General features: G+C 67.0%; 20 protein-coding genes. 9 read left to right on the top strand and 11 right to left on the bottom strand.

Annotated elements, in window-relative coordinates; translation table 11 throughout:
• Nucleotides 1–30: 30 nt before the first annotated feature.
• The gene (locus JX552_RS06355; protein ID WP_205876578.1) at nt 31–378 is read left to right on the top strand and encodes a WhiB family transcriptional regulator; all 348 of its coding nucleotides are present in this window, start codon (nt 31–33) and stop codon (nt 376–378) included.
• Nucleotides 379–551: 173 nt separating this feature from the next.
• Here JX552_RS06355 and JX552_RS06350 read toward each other — a convergent pair whose 3' ends face one another.
• Both JX552_RS06350 and JX552_RS06345 read right to left on the bottom strand, forming a co-directional pair.
• Nucleotides 552–2,129, bottom strand: coding sequence for a DNA polymerase Y family protein (locus JX552_RS06350; protein ID WP_205878275.1), 1,578 nt, complete (start codon nt 2,127–2,129; stop codon nt 552–554).
• 2 nt (nt 2,130–2,131) lie between these two features.
• Nucleotides 2,132–2,761, bottom strand: a complete 630-nt coding sequence (locus JX552_RS06345; RefSeq protein WP_205876577.1) for a hypothetical protein — start codon at nt 2,759–2,761, stop codon at nt 2,132–2,134.
• Here JX552_RS06345 and JX552_RS06340 point away from each other — a divergent pair.
• Complete coding sequence (locus JX552_RS06340) at nt 2,732–3,505, top strand: hypothetical protein (RefSeq protein WP_205876576.1); 774 nt, start codon at nt 2,732–2,734, stop codon at nt 3,503–3,505. The genes JX552_RS06345 and JX552_RS06340 overlap by 30 nt on opposite strands.
• Here JX552_RS06340 and JX552_RS06335 read toward each other — a convergent pair.
• On the bottom strand, nt 3,502–4,428 hold the full coding sequence (locus tag JX552_RS06335) for a phytanoyl-CoA dioxygenase family protein (protein WP_205876575.1): 927 nt from the start codon (nt 4,426–4,428) through the stop codon (nt 3,502–3,504). The two genes, JX552_RS06340 and JX552_RS06335, sit on opposite strands and share 4 nt — an antisense overlap.
• Before the next feature lie 45 nt (nt 4,429–4,473).
• Complete coding sequence (gene guaA / locus JX552_RS06330) at nt 4,474–6,027, bottom strand: glutamine-hydrolyzing GMP synthase (RefSeq protein WP_431195925.1); 1,554 nt, start codon at nt 6,025–6,027, stop codon at nt 4,474–4,476.
• A 129-nt stretch (nt 6,028–6,156) separates the two neighbouring features.
• Between guaA and JX552_RS06325 the strand changes: the two genes are divergently transcribed.
• The 4 genes from JX552_RS06325 (at nt 6,157) to JX552_RS06310 (ending at nt 11,910) form a co-directional block, all read left to right on the top strand.
• Complete coding sequence (locus tag JX552_RS06325; protein WP_205876573.1) at nt 6,157–8,067, top strand: PPE family protein; 1,911 nt, start codon at nt 6,157–6,159, stop codon at nt 8,065–8,067.
• 225 nt (nt 8,068–8,292) lie between these two features.
• Nucleotides 8,293–8,691, top strand: a complete 399-nt coding sequence (locus JX552_RS06320) for a cold-shock protein (RefSeq protein ID WP_205876572.1) — start codon at nt 8,293–8,295, stop codon at nt 8,689–8,691.
• A 79-nt stretch (nt 8,692–8,770) separates the two neighbouring features.
• Entirely contained in the window at nt 8,771–9,541 is a 771-nt protein-coding gene (locus tag JX552_RS06315; RefSeq protein ID WP_205878274.1) for a beta-phosphoglucomutase family hydrolase, read from the top strand.
• Nucleotides 9,538–11,910 (top strand): glycoside hydrolase family 65 protein, encoded by a 2,373-nt coding sequence (locus JX552_RS06310; protein ID WP_205876571.1) that lies wholly within the window; start codon nt 9,538–9,540, stop codon nt 11,908–11,910. The genes JX552_RS06315 and JX552_RS06310 overlap by 4 nt, the downstream gene beginning before the upstream one ends.
• A gap of 10 nt (nt 11,911–11,920) precedes the next feature.
• On the opposite strand, the gene JX552_RS06305 is transcribed toward JX552_RS06310, so the two are convergent.
• On the bottom strand, nt 11,921–12,556 hold the full coding sequence (locus JX552_RS06305) for a C39 family peptidase (RefSeq protein WP_205876570.1): 636 nt from the start codon (nt 12,554–12,556) through the stop codon (nt 11,921–11,923).
• A gap of 95 nt (nt 12,557–12,651) precedes the next feature.
• Complete coding sequence (locus JX552_RS06300; RefSeq protein WP_205876569.1) at nt 12,652–13,221, bottom strand: TetR/AcrR family transcriptional regulator; 570 nt, start codon at nt 13,219–13,221, stop codon at nt 12,652–12,654.
• A gap of 64 nt (nt 13,222–13,285) precedes the next feature.
• Between JX552_RS06300 and JX552_RS06295 the strand changes: the two genes are divergently transcribed.
• Nucleotides 13,286–14,182, top strand: a complete 897-nt coding sequence (locus tag JX552_RS06295) for a TauD/TfdA dioxygenase family protein (RefSeq protein WP_205876568.1) — start codon at nt 13,286–13,288, stop codon at nt 14,180–14,182.
• A gap of 65 nt (nt 14,183–14,247) precedes the next feature.
• Complete coding sequence (locus tag JX552_RS06290; RefSeq protein WP_205876567.1) at nt 14,248–15,135, top strand: TauD/TfdA dioxygenase family protein; 888 nt, start codon at nt 14,248–14,250, stop codon at nt 15,133–15,135.
• 1 nt (nt 15,136) lies between these two features.
• Here the strand turns inward: JX552_RS06290 and JX552_RS06285 are convergent, their stop codons facing one another.
• The 3 genes from JX552_RS06285 to guaB are packed head-to-tail and all read right to left on the bottom strand — an operon-like array spanning nt 15,137 to nt 19,664.
• Nucleotides 15,137–16,873 carry a GMC oxidoreductase gene (locus JX552_RS06285; protein WP_205876566.1) on the bottom strand — a complete coding sequence of 579 codons (1,737 nt, stop codon included), beginning with the start codon at nt 16,871–16,873 and terminating at the stop codon, nt 15,137–15,139.
• A 53-nt stretch (nt 16,874–16,926) separates the two neighbouring features.
• On the bottom strand, nt 16,927–18,054 hold the full coding sequence (locus JX552_RS06280; protein ID WP_205878273.1) for a GuaB3 family IMP dehydrogenase-related protein: 1,128 nt from the start codon (nt 18,052–18,054) through the stop codon (nt 16,927–16,929).
• Between the two features lie 8 nt (nt 18,055–18,062).
• Nucleotides 18,063–19,664 (bottom strand): IMP dehydrogenase, encoded by a 1,602-nt coding sequence (gene guaB / locus JX552_RS06275; protein ID WP_205876565.1) that lies wholly within the window; start codon nt 19,662–19,664, stop codon nt 18,063–18,065.
• A 156-nt stretch (nt 19,665–19,820) separates the two neighbouring features.
• Here guaB and JX552_RS06270 point away from each other — a divergent pair, with 156 nt between their 5' ends.
• Complete coding sequence (locus JX552_RS06270; RefSeq protein ID WP_065135424.1) at nt 19,821–20,234, top strand: DUF5319 domain-containing protein; 414 nt, start codon at nt 19,821–19,823, stop codon at nt 20,232–20,234.
• A 14-nt stretch (nt 20,235–20,248) separates the two neighbouring features.
• Here the strand turns inward: JX552_RS06270 and JX552_RS06265 are convergent, their stop codons facing one another.
• Nucleotides 20,249–21,304: an anti-sigma-D factor RsdA gene (locus tag JX552_RS06265; protein WP_205876564.1), complete on the bottom strand. Its 1,056-nt coding sequence runs from the start codon at nt 21,302–21,304 to the stop codon at nt 20,249–20,251.
• Nucleotides 21,297–21,872 carry an ECF RNA polymerase sigma factor SigD gene (gene sigD / locus JX552_RS06260; RefSeq protein ID WP_055579203.1) on the bottom strand — a complete coding sequence of 192 codons (576 nt, stop codon included), beginning with the start codon at nt 21,870–21,872 and terminating at the stop codon, nt 21,297–21,299. The genes JX552_RS06265 and sigD overlap by 8 nt, the downstream gene beginning before the upstream one ends.
• Between the last annotated feature and the right edge of the window lie 15 nt (nt 21,873–21,887).

Genomic DNA, 21,887 nt, shown 5'->3' with positions numbered 1-21,887 from the left:
TCGCGGCCGGACATTTAAGGGGAGCACTTCGTGTCAGGAACACGTCCGGCCGCTCGGCGGCTGAACCTTGTCGCCGTCAGCAACGCCCAGCATGCCGAAGATGGTGGGGAACGAGGCTGGGTATCGCAGGGACTGTGCAGGAGCAAAGACCCGGACGAGCTGTTCGTGTCGGGCGCAGCGCAACGTCAGGCAGCAGCCATCTGCCGGCACTGCCCAGTGCTGCGGGAGTGCGGCGCGGACGCGCTCGACAACAAGGTCGAATTCGGCGTGTGGGGTGGCATGACCGAACGGCAGCGCAGGGCCCTGCTCAAGGAGCACCCCGACGTGGTTTCGTGGTCGACCTTCCTGAACAAGCGCAAGTCCCGCTCGGTCGTCTAGACTGCGGCCGCGGTCCTCATTACTTTTCTGTTACGAGACCGGTCGCCAAGGTAGCCCTGATCACCGAATCGCCCACCACCACAACGGATTCGCCGCATCAGCCGGCAAGCCGGACCGCCAGATTTTCTTCTCGGCGGTAAATCTGCGGCGTTTTCGCTGATCAGAGCCTGGAGTCATTCGTAGATGCCTTCCAGGAACCACCTCCTCTGCCGGTAGCACAGCAAGAGCGCCCGTTCGCTCTCCAACAGCACCTGCGCCCGAGCGACGCGGCCGCCCTTTTGACCCGCCTCGGGCCGGTCATCCCACCACCGCTCGTCGACGGGCCAGGGCCCGGCCCACCAGCGCAGCAAGTCGTCTGACCCCCGCACGGCCAGGCGGGCAGGCTCGGCGGAGAACACTCCCCTGCTGGTCACCCGAATCGGATTTCCTTGAGCATCAAGCAATTCCACCGGGTCGTCGACCAGAACCGCCGGTGAGGGGTCGGGCAGTTGACCCGGCCACGGTTGAGCGGGATCGGCCCGCGGCACCGGTTCGTCACCCAGCGGTGTCAAGGTGATCCGCTCGGCCGGCCCACGACCGCCGGACAGCATCGGCACCTGCACCGCCTCCGGACCCAGCAATCCCTGAACCCGCACCAGCGCCCGCCGGGCCCGGAGCCTGTCCTCCTCGCCAAGACCACCCCACAGCGGCAGCTGCAGCGCACCGGCCGAGACGACCTCGACGGCCTGCAGACGCAACAGCGTCACCGGCGCGTCCAACGGGCGACCTCGTGAGATGCGGTGACTCAGCCACCCGTCGAGTTGCCAGCGCACCCGGTCGGCGGTGGCGTCCTCGGTCAACGGTTCGGCGCACCGCCACACCCGGCTCAGCTCGTCACCGGTGGCGGTGACCGCGTGAATGGCCAGTCGGGTGCACCCCACTCCGGCGGCCAGCAGCGACTGGTGCAGCGTGGCGGCCAACGAACGCCCGGCGAAGGCCGCAGCGTCGACCCGGTCGATCGGCGGATCGCAGTCCAGCTCGGCGGCGAGTTCCGATGACGGTTCACGCCCGGAGGGCCCCCGTTCCGATTCACCACGGGCGAACCGGTGCGCCGTCACCGCGTCGGCCCCGAACCGGGAAGCGACGTCGGCGCGAGACAGCGCGGCGAACTGTCCGATGGTACGAATTCCCATCCGCCACAACAGATCTGCCAGCTCGTGCCGACCCGGGCCGGACAGACTCGGCTCGGTGGCCAGCTGGCGGATCGACAGCGCCGACAAGAACCGCGCGTCCCCTCCCGGCTCCACCACGCGGCCCGCACGCGCGGCGAAGACCGCGGTGGACAAACCGTCGGCGATACCGATCTGACACTCGGCGCCCGCCGCGGCCACCGCGTCGATCAGCCGCTCCGCCGCCTGCTGTTCGGATCCGAAGAACCGGGCCGCCCCACGCACCGGCAGCACCAGCAGGCCGGGGCGCAGCACCTCGGGACGGGGCACCAAATCCTCTACCGCGGCGATCACCCCTTCGAAGAAGCGGGCGTCGCGGTCCACGTCGGCGGCCACGATGTGCAGTTCCGGACACCGTGCCGCCGCCTCCCGTCGCCGCAACCCCCGCCGCACCCCGGCTGCCCGGGCCGTCGCCGAGCAGGCGATCACCCGATTCGCCACGGTGACCGCGACCGGATCCGTCGCGGGCTGACCCGCGGCGGCTGCCGCCGCGACCGCGGGCCAGTCCATGCACCAGATCGCCAACACCCGAGAAGCCATCAGGGTCAACCGGTTCGCACTCGGTCGATCGACCGCCCACACCGGCTGATCTGCAGCCGGACCCCGCTGATGCGTCCGACCCCGGGGGGCGTCCCACCCCCGAAAGATGGAGTCAGCTCATAGCCACAGACCCGGGCCTGCAGTCGTGTCGAGGCCCCTTCCCAGTCGCCGTCGGTGACCAGCACCGTGCACCCCTTCTGCCGGGCGCGGGCCACCACGGCCCGCGCCCGGGTCCGCGTCACCCGACGCCCCCCTAGGCCGAGGACCACCAGATCCATGCCGTCGATGAGCACCGCGGCCACCTCCACCGGATCGTTTCCGGGATCCGGCACCACCGCGATCCTGCTCAGGTCCGCCCCCATTTCCACCGCGGCCAGCAACCCGATATCCGGCTGGCCGACGATCACCGCGTTGCCCCCACCGGCCGTCACCGTGGCCACCATGCGCAGCGCCAGCGACCGCGCCCCTGACAGCACCGCCACCGTCCCGCGCGGCAGCAGCGCCGGATCCCCCGACACCAGGCCTGTGGCGGAGGCGGTATCCTTCCCGGACAACGCGGCAATCTTCTGGCGCAGCTGTTTGAGCTGTTCAACACGGTTTTCCTGGTGGTGCTGGGAGGCGAAAGCCGCAGTCATGACCGCCTCCTAATCAGATTTTTCGAAAGTATGTTCGATTCTTTTCGAGTAAACACCCACCCCCCGACAGCGTCAAGGCGCGGTCGGCAGCGCCCGGTTCACATCCGCCGCAACACCCTGGTGCTGGTGTGGTTCCTGATAGCCGGTGGCACTGCTGGGGCTTCTGGTTCAGCAAACGCCGAATCAGACGTGTGTCATTCCGCGGAACTGTTCGCCTCCGACAACAGCGACCCGAGCGGCAGCGACGAGCTACGGCAGTTCGAACTCCAGGCCGATACCACGCTCGCACTCAACGGCGCACCGGTCACCGGTTCGACCCTGCTGGAGGGGATGTTCTGGTCCGAGGAGATGCAGCAGGTCACCATCGAACGGGCACGCCAGTTCCATCTGTGCGTGGTCGACCAATCGACCTTGCACGCCGCCGCCGAGGCGCTGCGCCGTCAGTTCGACCAACAAGCCGTGCTGACCTTCGCTTACCTACCCCAAGAGGCGACCGCGCCAGAAGCAGTGATCGTCACCGTGCCCGGCATCGACGTCGCCCGCTTCCGCGACGCGTTCATCGCTGATGAAACTGCACACCATCAATTGCTCGGCGGATCAGTCACCACAGCCGAGCGCATGCTGATCCTGGTCGCAAGCAAAGGCGATCTGGGCATCGCCCGCCGGCTCGTCGAGGCGTCCGGCGGCGACTGGGCCACCGCAACCATCGCGTACGGCGACCGCGAGCTGGTCCGTCAGCGCTAGTTGGCCGCGACGCCCGTCGGCACCGGGTACGCGGCCGGGATCGGAACTCCCGGCATGAACCGCTGGAAAAGCGAGGTGGCGATCGCCGCGATCTCATCGCTGAGCGGATACATGTGGCGGTATTGCAGCACCTGCTTGCCGATCAGCCCGAGTCGCTCCTGGAAGGTCGGCACCCGAGCCGGATCCAGCAGAGGATTGTTGAACGGCGGACGGTCGGCACGCTGAAACTCGAAGGCCGCGCTGATCCGCGGTGCCGCCCCCAGCCGGCTGCCGCGACCGCCCCAGTGCAGCACCGCCTGATTCCAAGCCAGCAACGAACCGGCCGTCGCCGGCAGCGCCCGGATGTCCTGCAGGTTGTAGACGACGGTGTTGCCCTCACCGTCCCACCGGCGTTGCCGGAACCGGTCGTCGAGGTGTGCGGGCAGCATGTACATGCATCCGTTGAGCGGGGTGGCGTCGGTGAACGGCAGCCAGACCGTCAGCGTGTGGGGCGAGTTGTCGGCATCCAGGGTCGGCATCACCCGGTCGCGGTGTGGACCCCAGCCCAGTGCGTTCTCGTTGGGGTTGACGTGCCAGACCCAGAAGTCGGGTAGTGCCCGATAATCCTCACCCAGCACAGAGGTCAGAAACCGCGAAAGGCCTTGAAACGCAAGCCACAATTCGTCGTAGACAAACGCGAACGCCAACGGGATGCCGCGCTGAAACAGCGTCGACACGGCGTAACGGATCGGGGCGACGATCGCTTCCGACAGCGCGCCGGGCACCTGGACGTAACCCTCGCGCTTCAAATTGGCCAGCAGCGGGTCGATGTCGCCCACCGCGGCCGGCCGGGCGTAGCCGCCGGCTTCGATCGACATCCCCGGGCACAGCTCCCCCCAGAATTCGCGACGCTCCGCGTGAGCAGCGGAAAGGCTACCGATCATCGCGACATAGTATCCCGGGTCAGCGGCGTTCGGGGCCGATCAGAGTCACTCCCACTCGATGGTTCCGGGGGGTTTGCTGGTGACGTCCAGCACCACCCGGTTGACCTCGCGGACCTCGTTGGTGATGCGGGTCGAGATGCGCTCTAGCACCTCGTAGGGCACCCGGGTCCAGTCGGCGGTCATGGCGTCCTCGCTGGACACCGGCCGCAATACGATCGGGTGCCCGTAGGTACGTCCATCCCCCTGCACGCCCACCGAACGGACGTCGGCCAGTAACACCACCGGGCATTGCCAGATCTGGTTGTCCAGGCCCGCCGAGGTCAGCTCTTCGCGTGCGATCAAGTCCGCGCGCCGTAGCGTGTCCAACCGAGCGGCGGTGACCTCTCCGACGATTCTGATGCCCAGCCCGGGCCCCGGAAAGGGCTGGCGCGCAACGATTTCCTCCGGCAGGCCCAACTCCCGGCCGACCGCGCGCACCTCGTCTTTGAACAACAGTCGCAGCGGCTCGACGAGTTTGAACTTCAGGTCGTCGGGAAGGCCGCCGACGTTGTGGTGGCTCTTGATGTTGGCGGTGCCACTGCCGCCGCCGGACTCCACCACATCCGGATACAACGTCCCCTGAACCAGGAAGTCAACTTCGCTGCCGTGCAACACATCTCGCACCGCGCCCTCGAACGCCCGGATGAACTGCCGGCCGATGATCTTGCGCTTGCCCTCGGGATTGCTGACGCCCGAGAGCGCCTCGAGGAACGTCTGCGCGGCGTCGACGGTGACCAGATTGGCTCCGGTTGCGGCGACGAAATCGCGCTCCACCTGCGCGCGCTCACCGGCACGCAACAGACCATGGTCGACGAAGACGCAGGTCAACCTATCGCCGATGGCGCGCTGCACCAGCGCTGCGGCTACCGCCGAATCCACCCCGCCGGACAAGCCGCAAATAGCCTGCCCGTCGCCGATCTGCTCGCGCACCTGCTCGATCAGCGCGTTGGCGATGTTGGCCGGCGTCCACTCCGCGCCGATCCCGGCGAATTCGTGCAGAAACCGGCTGAGCACCTGCTGTCCGTGCGGGGTGTGCATGACCTCCGGGTGGTACTGCACGCCGGCCAGACCACGTTCGCGGGCTTCGAATGCGGCCACCGCCGCCCCCGCACTGCTGGCCACCACCTCGAAGCCCTCCGGTGCCGCGGTGACCGCGTCGCCGTGGCTCATCCACACCGGCTGCACTCCCGGCAGCCCCGAATGAAGTTCGCCACCAATGACTTTCAATTCGGTCCGGCCGTACTCGCTGGTGCCGGTGTGCGCGACGGTGCCGCCGAGCGCCTGGGCCATCGCCTGGAATCCGTAGCAGATGCCGAACACCGGCAACCCCAGGTCGAACAGGGCCGGATCAAGTTGCGGCGCGCCGTCGGTGTAGACGCTGGCCGGGCCTCCCGACAGCACCAGTGCCCGCGGCTCACGGGCCCGGATCTCCTCGACCGACGTGGTGTGCGGGATCACCTCCGAGAACACCCGCGCCTCGCGGATCCGGCGGGCGATCAACTGGGCGTACTGAGCACCGAAATCGACCACCAACACGGGCCGCGGCGAGGCTGATTCCACGGGCACCGAGTTTAGCCATCTGGCCGGTCAAGCGTTTGTCAACCATAGTTGACGAAATTCACAACCGCTTCTATAGTCCGTTCATTCGTCCACTCTAGTTGACAGTTTTCGATGGGTAGGTGCGTTGTGATGGATTTTTGGGTGTCGCCGCCGGAGGTCACTTCTGCGCGCATCGCGCACGGGCCGGGAGCCGGGTCCCTGCGGGCTGCGGCAACGGCATGGGACGGTTTGGGCGAAGACCTGTTGGCCACGGCGAATGAGTTCTCCTCGGTGGTGTCGAATCTGACGGAAGCGGCATGGCAGGGACCTTCGGCGACAGCCATGGCCGAATTGGCGTTCTCGTACTCGTGCTGGTTGAGGGACGCGGCGACGGCCGCCGCGCAAGCCGCCCGTCAAGCGTCAGCCGCGGCGGCGGCCTTCGACGCGACACTGGCCGCCACGGTGCCACTGCAGACACTCGTGGGCAACCGGAGTCAGTTGGTTTCGCTGGTGAAGTCGAACATCCTGGGATTCAACGCACCGGCGATCGCTGCCACCGAGGCCGCGTACGAGCAGATGTGGGCTCAGGACGTGGCCGCCATGGCGGACTACTACGCCAGCGCTTCGGCCGTGATCGCCCAGCTCACACCGTGGCAGACGCTGCTCACCCGGTCGCCAGGCGCCGCCCCGGCGACCAGTGTGACGGCCGCGGCGGCCCCGGCCGCATCGGCGGCGGCGTCCGACGTCACCCTGGTGATCGGCGGCAGCGGATTCCCGCTGCCGTCACAGAGTTACGTGAACAACGCGCTGGCCAACTACGTCACGCCCAATTTCCCAGCCTTCACCGTTGCCAATGCCCAGGCGCTGCTGACACCGGCACAGTCGTACTGGATCACCGGCATCAAGACCCTGACCGAGGACGCGTCCTGGGCGCAAGGCCTGACGATTCTGGACAACGCGATCCACTCCCAGTTGACATCCGGGAATCATGTTGTCGTTCAGGGGTTTTCACAGGGAGCCGGGATTGCGTCATTGGAGATGGCGAAGCTCAAAGCCGCCGGCGTGCCGAGCGATGCGGTGAGCTTCTCGCTGGTCGGAAACCCGATGAATCCCAACGGAGGTTTGTATTCCCGCTTCGACGGGCTGACCCTGCCGAGCATGGGCAAGTCATTTCCGGGGTCCACGCCGGCCAATGACTATCCGACCGTCGTGTACACCATCGAATACGACGGCTTCGCCGACTTTCCCCGATACCCTCTCAACATCGTCGCCGACGCCAACGCCATGCTTGGCGCGCTCTACGTGCACCCGCTGTATCCGACCCTCACTCCGGCGCAGCTGGCTACCGCCGTCGAGTTGCCCACCGAGGGACCGACGATGACGACCTACTACGTGATTCCGACCCAGAACCTGCCGCTGCTCGAGCCGTTACGAACGTCGTTTCTGGGCAACACGATCGCCGATCTGATCCAGCCCGACTTGAAGGTGATCGTCAACCTCGGCTACGGCGACCCCGACTACGGCTATTCGACCAGCCCGGCCAACGTCCCCACCCCGTTCGGGCTGTTTCCGGATGTCAGCCCGGCGCGAGTCGTCAACGCCCTGGTCAGCGGAACCCAGCAAGGCACTAACGATGCCTCCGCCGATCTCCGCCTCTGGCACCCACCGTCGCTACCGGGCATGCCCGCCACAGGATTCCCGCAGGTGAGTTTGCCGGGGTTCGCGCCGCCAACGGTCGACAGCGTCATCCATGGCCTGCAGACTGCCAACACCGACATCACCACCGCCGCCACGAGTGCCGCGGCCTCGGCCTACTCGACGCTGCTGCCGACCTTGGACACCCTGACCGCTATCGCCGTTTCACTGCCGTCCTACGACGTGAACCTGTTCCTGGACGGCATCGGGCAAGCCGTCGAGGGGGATCCGGCGGGCATCATCAACGCGATCGGATATCCGATCGCCGCGGACACCGGATTGCTCACCTTCCTGAGCTTCTTCCTCGCCTACGCCTACTACAGTGCGGCCAAGTCGATCGTGGCCGATTTCACCGGCCTCCTGTAGAGGGTTCGGCGCGCAGGCACAGCCGCGCCGACGGCCTCCGGCGAAACGATGTCCACTTTGACCGCTCGCCGTTGCAGTCGCTGACCGTGGCCGGAACCTGACGCCGCAGCAGCTCAGTTGACGCCAATTTCGGCCCGCTTGCTTCGAATCGACCCAGCCTCGTCCGATCGGTGTCCGGCGGTATGATCGCCGGAGTAGACGACGGAGCGAGCAGGGGCTAAACGGGTGCGGGTCACGGGCAGAATTGTGCGGTTCGACGGTGTGCGAGGTTATGGGTTCATCACACCCGATATCGGTGGTGAAGATGTGTTCCTGCACGTCAACGACCTAGAGATCGAGAAGAACCGCGCGGTCCGCGGGGCCCAGGTGTCTTTTGAGATTGACGAGGGAAATCGAGGGAAATTCGCCCGGGAAGTACGTTTGTCGAACGTCTCCACGCCCGTTGACGACGATCCGTCAGTGGCCGGCGACGAATATTTCGACGTGCTTTCGCCCGAAGAATTCCGCCAGACAATTACCGAGAAGCTATTGCACATAACTCCAGCACTGAATGCCCAGCAGATCCTCGCGGTGCGGAGCAGTTTTGAGGAAGTGGCCCGCAAACACGGCTTGGTAGATTCATAGTTTGCCGCCGGCACCGCACCGGGCATGTTCAGGGGTGTTGCCCACTACATCGCCAACTACATGGAAGCGGGTTTTGCCAGTGGTATCCGCGCTCGGCCTGCCAGAGGAAGTGCACGCCTGCCTGTTCGACCTCGACGGTGTGCTCACCGACACCGCGAGCGTCCACACCAAGGCATGGAAGGAGATGTTCGACTCGTTCCTCAAGCAGCGCGCCGAGCGGACGGGCGAAGAATTCGTCCCGTTCGATCCGGCCACCGACTACCGCCGGTACGTCGACGGCAAGAAGCGCGAAGACGGCGTCCGGTCATTCCTGCAGAGCCGAGGCATCGACCTGCCCGACGGCGGCCCCGACGATCCACCCGACACGGACACCGTGTACGGCCTGGGCACCCGGAAAAACGATGCCTTCCAAGCGGTTCTGCACAAAGAAGGCATTGAGGTGTTCGACGGGTCGCGTCGCTATCTGGAGGCGGTCGAGGCGGCGGGGCTCAAGATCGCGGTCGTGTCGTCGAGCGCCAATACCCGCGACGTGCTGGAGATCACCGGGTTGGACCAATTCGTCCAGCAGCGGGTGGACGGGGTGACGTTGCGCGAGGAGAACATCGCCGGCAAGCCGGCCCCGGACTCGTACCTGCGCGGGGCACAGCTGCTGGACGTCGAGCCGGGGGCCGCCGCGGTGTTCGAGGACGCAATCTCCGGGGTGCAGGCCGGCCGGGCCGGTAACTTCGGACTCGTGGTGGGTGTCGACCGGGTCGGTCAAGCCGGTGAACTGCGCGACAACGGTGCCGACGTGGTGGTGACCGATCTAGCCGAACTGCTCAACGACGATGGCGGAGAAACAACGACATGATTTCTGAGGAAGCGTTTCCGGTTGAGCCGTGGCAGATCCGCGAGACCCGACTCAATCTGAACCTGCTGGCCCAGTCGGAGTCGTTGTTTGCATTGTCCAACGGGCACATCGGATTACGCGGCAACCTCGACGAGGGCGAACCCTACGGACTACCCGGGACCTATCTGAACTCGTTCTACGAGATCCGCCCGCTGCCCTACGCCGAAGCCGGCTACGGCTACCCCGAAGCCGGTCAGACCGTCGTCGACGTAACCAACGGGAAGATCATCCGGTTAATGGTCGACGACGAGCCGTTCGACGTCCGCTACGGCGAATTGCTGGACCACGAACGCATTCTCGATCTGCGTGCCGGAACGTTGACCCGCTGCGCGCACTGGCGCTCCCCCACCGGCAAGCAGGTCAAGGTCACCTCCACCCGGCTGGTGTCGTTGTTGCACCGCAGCGTCGCGGCCATCGAGTACGTGGTCGAAGCCATCGACGACTTCTCCCGCGTCACTGTGCAGTCCGAACTGGTCACCAACGAGGACCAGCCGCAGACCTCCGACGACCCCCGGGTCTCGGCCATCCTGGAGAATCCGCTGGAGGCCGTCGATCACGAAATCACCGAGGGCAGAGCACTTCTCATGCACCGGACACGGAGCAGCGCGCTAATGATGGCCGCCGCGATGGATCATGAGGTCGAGGTACCGGGCCGCTGCGAGATCAGCACCGACGTCCGCGCCGACCTGGCCCGCACCACGGTGATCTGCGGTCTGCGACCCGGGCAGAAATTGCGCATCGTCAAGTACCTGGCCTACGGCTGGTCCAGCCTGCGGTCGCGTCCGGGGCTGCGGGACCAGGCCGCCGCGGCGCTGTCCAGCGCCCGCTACAGCGGCTGGCAGGGCCTGCTCGACGGGCAGCGCGCTTACCTCGACCTGTTCTGGGACGCGGCCGACGTGGAAGTGGAGGGAGATCCCGAAAGCCAGCAGGCGGTGCGGTTCGGGATGTTCCACCTGCTGCAGGCCAGTGCCCGCGCCGAGCGCCGGGCCATTCCCAGCAAGGGCCTCACCGGGACCGGCTACGACGGCCACGCCTTCTGGGACACCGAGGGATTCGTGCTGCCGGTGCTCACCTACACGGTGCCGCACGCGGTCGCCGACGCCCTGCGCTGGCGCGCTTCGACGCTGGATCTGGCCAAGGAGCGGGCGGCTGAGCTGGGCCTGGACGGCGCGGCTTTCCCGTGGCGCACCATCCGTGGTCAGGAGTGCTCGGCATACTGGCCAGCCGGCACGGCCGGCTGGCACATCAACGCCGATATCGCGATGGCCTTCGAGCGCTACCGGGTCGTCACCGGCGACGATTCCCTGGAAGAGGAATGCGGGCTGCCGGTGCTGATCGAGACCGCCCGGCTGTGGATGTCGCTGGGACACCATGACCGGCACGGCGTCTGGCATCTGGACGGGGTCACCGGCCCGGACGAATACACCGCGATCGTCCGGGACAACGTCTTCACTAACTTGATGGCGGCCAACAACCTGCGCATCGCCGCCGAGGCCGCCAAGCGTCATCCCGACAAGGCCGGTGCCCTCGGGGTCACCACCGAGGAGATGGCCGCCTGGCGGGACGCGGCCAACGCGGCCCACATCCCCTACGACGAGGAACTGGGCGTCCACCAACAGTGCGAAGGGTTCACCACCTTCGCCGAGTGGGATTTCCAGACCAACGCCACCTACCCGCTGCTGATGCATGAGGCCTACGTTCGGCTCTACCCCGCCCAGGTCATCAAGCAGGCCGACCTGGTACTGGCCATGCAGTGGCAGAGCCACGAGTTCACACCCGAACAGAAGGCCCGCAACGTCGACTATTACGAGCGGCGAACGGTTCGCGACTCGTCGTTGTCGGCCTGCACCCAGGCGGTGATGTGCGCCGAGGTCGGCCACCTCGAGCTGGCCCACGACTACGCCTACGAGGCCGCACTCATCGACCTCCGGGACCTGCACCGCAACACCCGCGACGGCCTGCACATGGCCTCGCTGGCCGGGGCGTGGACCGCGCTGGTCGCCGGTTTCGGTGGACTCCGCGACGACGAGGGCGTCCTGTCGATCGACCCGCAGCTGCCCGACGGCATCTCCCGGCTGCGATTCCGGTTGCGCTGGCGTGGTTTTCGCCTGACGGTGGACGCCGACCACGAGAACGTGATCTACACGTTGCGCGACGGCCCCGAAGGCGAGCTGACCATCCAGCACGCCGGCGAGGAGGTCACCTTGAGCACGGAGGAGCCGTCGACCATCGCGGTGCGCACCCGAGAGGCGCTACTCCCCCCGCCGGTGCAGCCGCCGGGTCGCGAGCCGATTCACCGGCGATCGTTGATACGGATGAGCCAGGGCTGACGCCTACCCGTCACTTGGCTATGACGGCAAAGTGGGCGCCGGTGGCCCACGACGCTTCGAAGACCGCGAAAGGAACCACCTCGTCGCGGCCGTTGTCGACGCCGGGGTCGTTGAGGTGGACCACATTTGCGCCGGTGTCGATGCCGGTGACGACGACGAAGTGGTTTTCGTGGGTACGGTCGCCACCCTGATTCCACAGAATCGGGCCGTTGACCGCGGCCAGCACTTTGCGGCCCGCACCCAACTCCGGGGCCAGCGTCCCGATGGTGAACTGGCCCCTGACGGCCGGAATACCGTAGTGCCCCAGCAGAACCGCTACGTCCCACGGATCGGTGCCGTTGCCGTTGAAGATCGGTCCGGTCCCCGCCGAGTTCGGGGTGTTCGCAGCCACCGCCTTGACCTCGTCCTCGGTGGGCTGGTTGCCGGTGATCTCACCGACCACGTCGGCCACCGCGACCTCTGCGCAGGCCATGTTGTCGTGCTGGCGGCGCCAGAACGGTGCTGCCGCCGCGGGGTCGCCGTACATCCGGCCGGCGCCGCTGCCCGGATTCGCTTGCGCCGCGGCGGGAAATGCAATTACTGATGCGGTGGCCAGCGCGAACAGCGCGCCGGCGAGCCCCAACTGCTTTGATGCCTTCGTTGTCATGTGCACAGGATCGGGTGCAGCGCTCGCCGGATCTTTGGGAAATCCCTGCGGAATTCTTGCGCCGCAGGCAGCGCGGTTCTCGGTGGGCCGCCGGCTCAGTGCGGTTTGACCATGCGGGCCAACTCGGCAATCACGGAGTCCCGTAGCTCGGCGTCGGGCAGGTCGTCCAGCCCGGTCGACGCCCGCAGAAACGGCTCGAACAACCGCCAGCCGAATTGCAGCGCAGCGGCATTGGCTACCGCCAGCCGCGCGCTGCGATCATCGGGAAACTGCGGGCGAACCACCTCGAGCAGCTGGGCCATGCCGGGAAACTGCGTCTGCAGCTGCCCGACCGGGTAGCCGTCCAGCAGCGTGCGGGCGATCACCCGCATGTGCCGCTCTACCGCCTGCTCCAGTTCTGCCTCCGGAGCGCCGCGCTGCCGCGCCGCGATGGTGGCCGCACTCAGGTGGTCGAGCACCGCACCGACCAGTTGCTCCTTGGCGCCGAAGTGACGAAACACCAAGCCGTGGTTCACCTTTGACCGAGAGGCGATGTCGCGGATCGAGGTCGCGGCGGGTCCCCGCTCGGCGAACAGATCGGCGGCGGCCTCCAGCACCGCGGCCGCCACCTCTTCCCGGCCGGTGGGAATCGCGCCGCGCGAAACGCTTGTCGCCCGTGTAGTCACGTGTCTACGTTAACGTGGTAGTCAACTGACTACACCAGGCTGCGTCGAAAAGGGAACATCGAACATGACACATGCGGTTACCGTCACCAAGCTGAGCAGCCGGATCGGCGCCCGCGTCGACGGAGTGCACCTGGGCGGTGATCTAAACCAGGGCACGGTCGACGAGATTCACCAGGCGCTGCTGGCCCACAAGGTGATCTTCTTCCGCGGTCAGCAGCACCTCGATGACGACGGGCAACTCGCTTTCGCCGAACTGCTCGGTACCCCGGTCGGCCACCCGGCCGCCTCAGCTTTCGGCGCGAAGGGCCCAATCATCACGCCGATCAATTCCGAATGGGGCAAGGCGACGGCCTGGCACACCGACATGACGTTCGCCGCCAACCCGCCGGCGGCCTCGATCCTGCGCGCGATCACCCTGCCCGACTACGGCGGGACGACGTTGTGGGCCAACACCGCCACGGCCTATGCGGCCCTGCCCGAACCGCTGGCCCACCTGGTCGAAAACCTGTGGGGGCTGCACACCAACAAGTTCGACTACACGATCAGCGAATCCGACTTGCAATCGTTGAGCAACGCCCAACGGGCGATGGTGACCGGGTTCCAGCAGCCCGACTTCCGCACCGAGCATCCGGTGCTGCGGGTGCACCCGGAAACCGGTGAACGCACCCTGCTGGCCGGCAACTTCGTCCGCAGCTTCGTCGGGCTGGACCCGCACGACTCCGACGTGCTATTCGAGTTGCTGCAGCGTCGAATTACCCAACCGGAGAACACGATTCGCTGGAGTTGGGAGCCCGGCGACGTGGCCATCTGGGACAACCGCGCCACCCAGCACCGCGCCGTCGACGACTACGACGACCAGCATCGCCTGATGCACCGGGTCACCCTGCTCGGCGATGTGCCGGTCAATGCCCGCGGGGAGCGCAGTCGGGTGATCAGCGGCACTCCCCTTGCCGTTGCGTAGTCAGTTGACTACACTCAGCGACAAGTAGTCAACTGACTACACCCCTCTTCCGTAAAGGAACAGCGATGACAAACCTGACATCAGTGCGCAAGCTGGGCAGCCGCATCGGCGCGGAGATCAGTGGCGTTCGGCTGGGCGGCGACCTCGCCCCCGAAGCGGTGGATGAGATCCGCGCGGCGCTGCTGGCCCACAAGGTGATCTTCTTCCGCAACCAGCATCACCTCGACGACCAGCAGCAACTCGCATTCGCGGCGCTGCTCGGCACTCCGATCGGCCATCCGGCGGCCACCGCGTTGGCCCCGGACGCCCCGGTCATCACCCCGATCAATTCCGAGCTCGGCAAGGCCAACCGCTGGCACACCGACGTCACGTTCGCGGCCAACTACCCCGCGGCATCGATCCTGCGCGCGGTCACCCTGCCCACCTACGGCGGTTCGACCCTATGGGCCAACACCGCGACCGCGTACGAAGAACTGCCTGAGCCGCTGAAGTGTCTGGTCGACAACCTGTGGGCGGTGCACACCAACCGCTACGACTACGTCAAGACCGAGCAGATGACCGACCTGCAGCGCGCGTTCCGGCAGGCGTTCGAGATGACCGACTTCCAGACCGAACACCCCGTGGTGCGGGTACACCCCGAAACCGGGGAACGGACCCTGGTGGCCGGCGACTTCGTGCGCAGCTTCGTCGGCCTGGACAGCCGTGAATCCAGCGCCCTGTTCGAACTGCTGCAGAACCGGATCACCGTGCCGGAGAACACTATTCGTTGGAACTGGGAGTCTGGCGACGTGGCCATCTGGGATAACCGGGCCACCCAGCACCGTGCCGTCGACGACTACGACGACCAGTACCGGCTGATGAACCGGATCACCCTGATGGGCGACTTGCCCGTCGATGTGTACGGGCAGCGCAGCCGCGTCATCAGCGGGGCGCCACTGGCGCTCGTCAGTTGAGTCAGCCGGTCTTGCTGACCGGATCGATGGGCAGCCACCGCAGCGCACCCGGCGCGTCCGCGGGCACCACCGGATTCTCCGGCGCGATCGGGTCCAGCCTCCGGTAGGCATCCCCCTGCAGCGGGCGTTCGTCGTTCTGGCCCTTGTTGGGCCAGAGCGACGCCGCCCGCTCGGCCTGCGCGGCGATAGACAACGAGGGGTTAACGCCGAGGTTGGCCGAGATAGCGGCCCCGTCGACGACGAACAGTGTCGGGTAGCCGTAGACGCGTTGGTAGGGGTCGATAACCCCGTTGGACGGGCTGTCACCGATCGCCGCGCCGCCGAGGAAGTGTGCGGTCAGCGGGATGTTGAACAGCTCGCCCCAGGTGCCGCCCGCCACGCCGTCGATCTTCTCCGCAATGCGCCGGGTCACCTCGTTGCCGACCGGGATCCAGCTCGGGTTCGGCTCGCCGTGGCCCTGCTTGCTGGAGAACCAGCGGATCCCGAGCTTGCCGCGCTTGGTGAAGGTGGTGATCGAGTTGTCCAGGTGCTGCATCACGAGCGCGATCGTGGTGCGCTCACTCCACTGCCTGGGGTAGAGCATGCGCAGCATCAGCCTGGGGTTCGCCCGGGTCTGGTCCAGCAGCTGTCGCCAGCGCGGCACGTCGGTGCCCTGCGGTCCGGCCCCGTCGGTCATCAGGGTCTGCAGCAGACCCATCGCGTTGGAACCCTTGCCGTAGCGGACCGGCTCGACGTGGGTGTCGCTGGTGGGGTGGATCGACGACGTGATCGCCACGCCGTGGGTGAGGTCCAGATTGGGATCCACCTTCAACGTCGCTGCGCCGACGATGGATTCGGAGTTGGTGCGGGTCAACACGCCTAGCCTGTCGGACAACCGCGGCAGCTTACCTTTGTCCCGCATGTTGAACAGCAGATGCTGGGTTCCCCAAGTGCCGGCGGCCAGCAGCAGGTGCGATGCGGTGTAGGTGCGCCGGTCGCGGCGCACCCAACTGCCGGTGCGGACGGTCTTGACCTCCCACAGGCCGTCCGGCCGCTGCTCGAACCCCTTCGCCGTGGTCATCGGAATCACTTGTGCGCCAGCGGATTCCGCAAGCGCAAGATAGTTCTTCAACAGCGTATTCTTGGCGCCGTGCCGGCAGCCGGTCATGCAGCAGCCGCATTCCATGCAGCCGGTGCGCGCGGGACCCGCGCCGCCGAAATAGGGGTCGGGCACCGTCTCGCCCGGCGTTTGGGTGCCGTCGGGGCCGAAGAACACTCCGACCGGGGTGGGCACCCAGGTGTCGCCGCAGCCCATCTCGTCGGCGACCTCTTTGAAGATGCGGTCGGCATCGGTGAAGGTCGGGTTGTAGACCACCCCCAACATCCGCTGCGCCTGCTGGTAGTGCGGCATCAACTCGTCACGCCAGTCGGTGATGTGCTTCCACTGCTGATCGTTGAAGAACGGGTCCGGCGGGATGTACAGCGTGTTCGCGTAGTTCAGCGAGCCACCGCCCACGCCTGCCCCGGCCAGGATCATGACGTTCTTGAGCGGATGGATGCGCTGGATCCCGTAGCAGCCCAGTTTGGGCGCCCAGAGGAACTTGCGCAGGTTCCACGAGGTCTTGGCGAAGTCCGCGTCGGAGAACCGGCGGCCGGCCTCGAGCACTCCGACCCGATAACCCTTTTCCGTCAGACGCAGCGCGCTGACGCTGCCCCCGAAGCCTGAACCGATAATCAAGACGTCAAAGTCCGGTTTCATCGGAGCAGTATGACCCGCTTTACATTGGACGCGTCAAGGGGTGTCCCGGGCCCTCAGCTGGCGACCGTCAGACCCACCTTCTGGAATTCCTTGAGGTCGCAGTAACCGGCTTTGGCCATCGACCGGCGCAGACCGCCAACCAGGTTCAAAGTGCCGAACGGGTCGTCGGAGGGACCGTTGAGAACGCGCTGCAACGGCGGGCGCTCCCCGACGGCGATCTGCAGCAGCGCGCCCCGCGGCAACGACGGGTGCGCGGCGGCCGACGGCCAAAACCAGCCTTCGCCTAGCGCCTCGGCCGACTCGGCCAGCGGCGTGCCCAGCATCACCGCGTCGGCGCCGCAGGCGATGGCCTTGGCCAACTCGCCAGAGGTGTGGATGTCACCGTCGGCCAGCACGTGCACGTAGCGACCGCCGGTCTCGTCCAGGTACTCGCGCCGCGCCGCGGCGGCATCGGCGATCGCGGTGGCCATCGCCACGCTGATGCCCAGTACCTCGTCGGTCGTGGTCACGCCACGGGTGGAGCCATAGCCGACGATGACGCCGGCCGCGCCGGTGCGCATCAGGTGCAGGGCGGTGCGGTGATCCTGCACCCCGCCGGCGACGACCGGGATGTCCAGCTCCGAGATGAACGTCTTCAGATTCAGCGGCTCGCCGTCGCTGGCGACCCGTTCGGCCGAGACGATGGTGCCCTGGATGACCAGCAGATCCACGCCGGCCTGCACCAGCACGGGGGTGAGCGCCTGAGCGTTCTGCGGGCTGAGTCGCACCGCGGTGGTGACCCCGGCCTCGCGGATGCGGGCCACCGCCGCGCCGAGCAGGTCGGGGTTGAGCGGGGCCGCGTGCAACTCCTGCAGCAGCCGGATAGCCGCCGACGGTTCGGGCTCCTTGGTTGCGGCCTCGATCAGTTGGGCAATCTTGGCCTGTACGTCGGCGTGCCGGCCGATCAGCCCCTCGCCGTTGAGCACCGCCAGCCCGCCGAGCCGGCCGAACTCGATCGCGAACTCCGGGGACACCAGGGCGTCGGTCGGATGGGCCAGCAGCGGGATCTCGAACCGGTAGGCGTCCAGCTGCCACGCCGTCGAGACATCCTGTGAGGACCGGGTGCGCCGCGACGGCACGATGTTGATCTCGCTGAGTTCATAGGTACGACGGGCGCTGCGGCCCATGCCGATCTCCACCATGGTCGCCGTCAACGTGCGTAGTAATTCGGCGCTTCGACGGTCATGGCGACGTCGTGAGGATGGCTTTCCTTGAGTCCCGCGGGTGTGATCCGGACGAACTGAGCCTGCTGCAGCACCTCGATGGTGGGCGAGCCGGTGTATCCCATCGCGGCTCGCAGACCGCCGGTCAACTGGTGGATCACCGAACCGAGCGGGCCACGGAAGGGCACCCGCCCCTCGATGCCCTCGGGTACCAGCTTGTCCTCGGAGAGCGCATCGTCGGCGAAGTAGCGGTCCTTGGAGTAGGACTTCCCTCCGCCTCCAGAACCAACCCGTCCCGCCATGGCGCCCACCGAACCCATGCCCCGGTAGCTCTTGTACTGCTTGCCGTTGACGAAGATCAGCTCGCCGGGCGCCTCAGCGGTACCGGCCAGCAACGAACCGAGCATGGCCGCCGAGGCGCCCGCGGCCAGCGCTTTGGCGATGTCGCCGGAGTACTGCAGCCCACCGTCGGCGATCACCGGCACGCCATGGGGACGACAGGCCGCCACCGCTTCCAAGATCGCCGTGATCTGCGGTGCGCCGACACCGGCGACCACCCGGGTGGTGCAGATCGAACCGGGGCCGACGCCCACCTTCACCGCGTCGGCGCCGGCGTCGACCAGAGCCGCCGCGGCCGAGCGGGTCGCGACGTTGCCGCCCACCACGTCGACGCGGTCGCCGACTTCCAGCTTGAGCTTGTTCACCATGTCCAGCACCAGGCGGTTGTGCGCGTGCGCGGTGTCGACCACCACCACATCCACCCCGGCGTCGACCAGCATCATCGCCCGCACCCAGGCGTCGCCGCCGACGCCGACGGCCGCACCCACCAGCAACCGGCCGTCGCTGTCCTTGGTGGCCAGCGGGTGCTGTTCGGTCTTGACGAAGTCCTTGACGGTGATAAGCCCGGTCAGCCGGCCGTGGCCGTCCACGATAGGCAGTTTTTCAATCTTGTTGCGCCGCAACAGACCCAGCGCTGCTGACGCGCTGACGCCCTCCTGCGCGGTGATCAGCGGCGACTTGGTCATCACCTCGGCGACCTGCCGGTTCTGGTCGACTTCGAACCGCATGTCGCGGTTGGTGATGATGCCGACCAGCGCGCCGTCGTCGTCGACCACCGGAAGGCCGGAGATCCGGAACCGCGCGCACAACGCGTCGACCTGAGCCAGCGTGTTGTCCGGGCGGCAGGTGACCGGGTCGGTGACCATGCCGGCCTCCGAACGCTTCACCATCTCCACCTGGCCGGCCTGCTCGGCGACGGGCAGGTTGCGGTGCAGCACGCCCATGCCGCCGGCGCGGGCCATCGCGATCGCCATCCGGGATTCGGTGACGGTGTCCATTGCCGAACTGACCAGCGGCACCTTGAGACGCACCCGCTTGGTGAGCTGACTGGAGGTGTTTGCGGTGGCCGGCACCACGTCGGATGCGGCGGGCAGCAACAGGACGTCATCGAAGGTCAGGCCCAACATGGCGATCTTGTGGGGGTCGTCACCTCCGGTGGGCACCGGGTCCTCGGTCAGGCCACCCACGTGCACGTACGGGCTGCCGACCAGGTCGGAGCTGTCTTCGAGGCCGGACATGCCACGGGACATCGGCGGGGCCCTCCAAATGCAGGCTGGGGTAAGAAAGATCATCCTATCGGCATTGGCGGACAGCCCGACCCGCGACTTCGCGTGTCATCGGGCTGGCGCGAGGCGCACCTCGGCAATTTCTGGCGTTATCACTACCGGCCTGCGTAGGCTATGGGGGTGCGTGACCACCTCCCGCCGGGTTTGCCGCCCGATCCCTTCGCCGACGACCCCTGTGACCCGTCGGCGGCTTTGGAGGCCGTCGAACCGGGGCAGCCGCTGGATCAACAGGAACGGATGGCCGTCGAGGCAGATCTCGCTGACCTGGCGGTATACGAGGCGCTGTTGGCGCACCGCGGGATTCGCGGCCTGGTGGTCTGCTGCGACGAGTGCCAGCAGGACCACTACCACGACTGGGACATGCTGCGCGCGAATCTGCTGCAGTTGCTCATCGACGGCACGGTGCGGCCGCACGAGCCGGCCTACGACCCCGAGCCGGACGCGTATGTGACGTGGGACTACTGCCGCGGGTACGCCGACGCCTCGCTCAACGAAGCGACGTCAGACGCCGACGGGTTCCGCCGCCACCTCTAAGTTAAGCGCGGCGATTAAGGCTGCGTGCTGGTCGGGAACGGTGTTCTCGGCGCCGGTGGCCCGGCCGGTCCGGACGTCCTGTCCCACAATTCCCCCGACGGTGTCGACGGCACCGGTGAGCCGGGTCGGGCCGCCGGTGACGTGGGCGCTGCCGTCGTACTCGATCTGGGCTTGCCCTTGGTCGTCGGCGTGGTGGTCGTCGGTGAGGACGACGGTGTGGTGGCCGACGTCGGTGGTTTGGTGGTACTGGTCGACGGCGGCGGCGAGGTGCCGGGTGGCGTGGTGGTGGGGGTCAGCGTCGGGCTGGAAGGGGTCGAATCGACCGGTTCCGGTGTCTGCGGAGTAGTCGACTCTTCGACCCCGACAGAAGGTGGCGGCTCGGTGGCAGGTGCCAGCGGCTGCGGCCCCGGGGAACTCGCCGGCACGCTGGGCACCGCCAACTCCGTGGTGGGCGGCGCGGCGGGCCGCACCGTCGCGTTGGGATCGCGCTGTTCCACTTTGGTGTTGAGCTGGTTCACCTCGTCGAGCAGACCCTGCCGGCGACCGCCGTCGTTGACGGCCTGCAAGGTGCTGCTGACCTCGGCCAGCTGGGTCTGCGCCTGGTCCCACTGGCCCTGAGCGATCATCTGCTCTACCTTGGCCAGATCGGCCTTGGCGGACAACACGATCTGATCGTCGCTGACCCGCGGCTCGTTGAACATCATGGCGTGCAGGCCGTACAACAGGTCGCCCGGCCGGGCGTCGCCCACGACCGCACCGAATCCGCTGAGCACCAGCAGAGTTGCAGCCACCGATCCGACCGCGGCCAGACCGCGCCGGCCCCGGTTGCGGTCCATCATCCCTTCGAGCAGCGCGTGTTCGGCCTCCTCCTGTGATACCAATGCACTCGCCGGAGGCCAGCGCAGATCGTCGCGCCACTCGCCCAACAACGCCGTCAGCGCCTCGTCTTCGAACCCGCCCCGATCGCCGAGTGCCACCTCGGTGCGTGCCGCCAGCGCGTCGAGCAGCAGGTCCGTGTGAGCAACCTGGTCGAAGGCCGGCTGATCGTTACCGAAATCAGAGCTACGCATATTCACCTGCCGCGACGATCTCGTCTCTCAAGCGCTGGAGTGCGCGGTGTTGCGCCACCCGGACCGCTCCTGTGGTACTGCCGACGGCCGCCGCGGTCTCCTCGGCACTCAGACCCACCACCACGCGCAGGATCAGGATCTCGCGTTGTTTGGCCGGCAAGATCTCCAGCAGTTCGTTCATCCGGGTCACCGAGTCAGCCTCGATGGCGCGCTGTTCCGGCCCCGCATCCGACGACCGCCGCTCGGGCACTTCTTCGGCGGGATACGCCAGATCGCGACCGGCGGCGCGGTGGGCGTCGGCCACTTTGTGTGCCGCGATGCCATAGAGGAAGGCCAGGAACGGGCGCCCTCGGTCCCGGTAGCGCGGCAACGCCGTGATGGTCGCCAAGCACACCTCCTGAGCCACGTCATCTGCAGACAATCCGCCCCGTTCGACGGTGCCGACGCGCGCTCGGCAGTATCGGACGACGATCGGACGGATGGTCTCCAGCACCTCCCGAAGCGCATTCCGGTCCCCTGCCGCGGCCTCCACAACCACAGCGTCGAGACGTTCTCCCTGCATTGTCATCGACGGTGGTTTCTC

The sequence above is a fragment of the Mycobacterium gordonae genome, assembly GCF_017086405.1.
In the GTDB taxonomy this organism is placed as follows: Bacteria; Actinomycetota; Actinomycetes; order Mycobacteriales; family Mycobacteriaceae; genus Mycobacterium; species Mycobacterium gordonae_D.
The sequence above is the reverse complement of the archived record's forward strand: the minus strand, read 5'-3'. Positions and strand labels throughout refer to the sequence as shown.